Source organism: Bartonella sp. CL63NXGY (assembly GCF_042194905.1).
Classification (GTDB): Bacteria; Pseudomonadota; Alphaproteobacteria; order Rhizobiales; family Rhizobiaceae; genus Bartonella.
This window is the reverse complement of the sequence record NZ_JBHINK010000036.1, coordinates 2,501-5,258: the sequence shown is the minus strand read 5'-3', so window position 1 is coordinate 5,258 and position 2,758 is coordinate 2,501. Positions and strand designations below refer to the sequence as shown.

The following is a 2,758-nucleotide window of genomic DNA, read 5'->3' as shown; positions in this document are numbered from 1 at the left end:
GGTCGGAACTTACCCGACAAGGAATTTCGCTACCTTAGGACCGTTATAGTTACGGCCGCCGTTTACTGGGGCTTCAATTCAATGCTTGCACATCTCCTCTTAACCTTCCAGCACCGGGCAGGCGTCAGACCCTATACGTCGTCTTGCGACTTCGCAGAGCCCTGTGTTTTTGGTAAACAGTCGCTACCCCCTGGTCTGTGCCACCCTCTAACGGTTGCCCGCTAAAGGGTCACGCTTCTTCCGAAGTTACGCGTGCAATTTGCCGAGTTCCTTCAACGTAGTTCTCTCAAGCGCCTTAGTATTCTCTACCAGTCCACCTGTGTCGGTTTGGGGTACGGTCTATATGTGGGAGCTATTTCCTGGAACTGCTTCACTGCAAGATCAATCCAATAAGATCTTACAATATACGCAATCCGTCACTACCCACAGGTCCACGAATATTAACGTGGTTCCCATCGACTACGCCTTTCGGCCTCGCCTTAGGGGCCGACTCACCCTGCTCAGATTAACTTTAAGCAGGAACCCTTGGACTTTCGGCGAGGGAGTCTCTCACTCCCTTTATCGTTACTCATGTCAGCATTCTCACTTCCGATACCTCCAGGAGCTCTCACGAGTCTCCCTTCACAGGCTTACGGAACGCTCCGCTACCACTTACTCCATAAGGAGTAAATCCACATCTTCGGTGTATGGCTTTAGCCCCGTTACATTTTCGGCGCAGGGACCCTTATTTAGACCAGTGAGCTGTTACGCTTTCTTTAAATGGTGGCTGCTTCTAAGCCAACATCCTGGTTGTTTTGGGATCCTCACATCCTTTCCCACTTAGCCATAACTTGGGGACCTTAGATGGTGGTCAGGGTTGTTTCCCTCTCCACGACGGACGTTAGCACCCGCCGTGTGTCTGCTAGTTAGTTCTTCCAGGTATTCGGAGTTTGGTTAGGTTTGGTAATCCGGTGAGGACCCCTAGCCCATCCAGTGCTCTACCCCCTGGAGAATTCGACTAACGCTCTACCTAAATAGATTTCGCGGAGAACCAGCTATTTCCGAGTTTGATTGGCCTTTCACCCCTAGCCACAAGTCATCCCAATCTATTGCAACAGATACGGGTTCGGCCCTTCAGTAAGTGTTACCTTACCTTCAGCCTGCTCATGGCTAGATCACTCGGTTTCGGGTCTAATCCAACGAACTGAACGCCCTATTCAGACTCGCTTTCGCTACGCCTACACCTACCGGCTTAAGCTTGCTCGTTAGACTAAGTCGCTGACCCATTATACAAAAGGTACGCCGTCACCCAGAACGAATCTTGGGCTCCGACTGTTTGTAGGCATTCGGTTTCAGGTACTATTTCACTCCCCTTGTCGGGGTACTTTTCACCTTTCCCTCACGGTACTGGTGCGCTATCGGTCATGCACGAGTACTTAGGCTTGGATCGTGGTCGACCCATGTTCAGACAGGATTTCACGTGTCCCGCCCTACTCTAGGACTTAAATCAGATTTACGTATACGGGACTATCACCCACTTTGGTACGACTTTCCAGTCGTTTCTACTTTTCTTAATTCAAGCCACTGGCCTGGTCCGCGTTCGCTCGCCACTACTAACGGAGTCTCGTTTGATGTCCTTTCCTACAGGTACTTAGATGTTTCAGTTCCCTGCGTTTGCTTCTTACACCCTATTTTATTCAGGTGTAGATACCTTTATGAGATGACTAGAAAACTAAACTGTCCTTTTACAAAAACAGCTTAATTTTTCTAGCCACCAAAGGTGGGTTGCCCCATTCGGAAATCTACGGATCAAAGGGTATTCGCACCTCCCCGTAGCTTATCGCAGCGTATCACGTCCTTCATCGCCTGTGCATGCCAAGGCATCCACCAAATGCCCTTAAGACACTTGATCGTTCTCATTGCCAATATTCATTCACGGTTTGTCTGCTTCTCTTTATCTTGTGCAAAATAAAGCGCAAAACAAACCAAATATCAGCAGAAAAGACCAGCTTCTCGAGATATATTCAATGGCGCGGTTAAGCTTCCAATCATAAGCAAGGGCTTTGAGCATTCCCTTGCGACACAATGTCTCTCTTTTTAAATTAAGATTTCCTCTTCGGAAGAAAGGCTTTTCTTTCAGGATCTTTTTTAAAGATCTGTTTTCAAAAACCTTTTTTTGACAACAAGCATTTTCCCAAGAAAGTATTTTTCTTAAGCTAAAAACTTGTGCCTCAGAAGGAACCTTAAAAAAGGAACATGTCTGAATATATCTTCTCTTCACAATTTCAATAGAACAAGCAAAAGATCACTGGACCTTTTACAAAGACTGTTCTTACAACATGATGATGACCTAATGGTGGAGCCGGACGGGATCGAACCGACGACCCCCTGCTTGCAAAGCAGGTGCTCTCCCAGCTGAGCTACGGCCCCTAAATAATGCTCTTTCAAATCAACCTTAACCAGATTTATCAACTTGAATTACCTGTACTATTTTGATTTGTATCATTTAAATTTACCTGTACCACTAAGGGATTTTAAAAGCCTCTTTGAAAGCTTAATAGGATAAATTTAACAAATAATCTTTGGATGATAAAATAAAATCCTTAAAAATAAACAAAGATCGAAAAGTCTTTAATACACTAAAGCTTCATACTCTTGGATAAGCAAAAAACGAGCATAAATTGGTGGGCCTGGGAGGACTTGAACCTCCGACCTCACGCTTATCAAGCGCGCGCTCTAACCAACTGAGCTACAAGCCCTCCGGGATAAACCGGAAAAC

The 2,758-nt window shown here is 46.0% G+C and carries 2 tRNA genes and 1 rRNA gene; all 3 read right to left on the bottom strand.

The annotated features are described in order from the left end of the window. Positions 1-1,891: ribosomal RNA gene (locus ACFIK0_RS08855) — 23S ribosomal RNA — on the bottom strand; the annotation flags it as partial. A gap of 442 nt (positions 1,892-2,333) precedes the next feature. Next, a tRNA-Ala gene (locus tag ACFIK0_RS08850) sits at positions 2,334-2,409 on the bottom strand. 252 nt (positions 2,410-2,661) lie between these two features. Then, positions 2,662-2,738, bottom strand: a tRNA-Ile gene (locus ACFIK0_RS08845). Between the last annotated feature and the right edge of the window lie 20 nt (positions 2,739-2,758).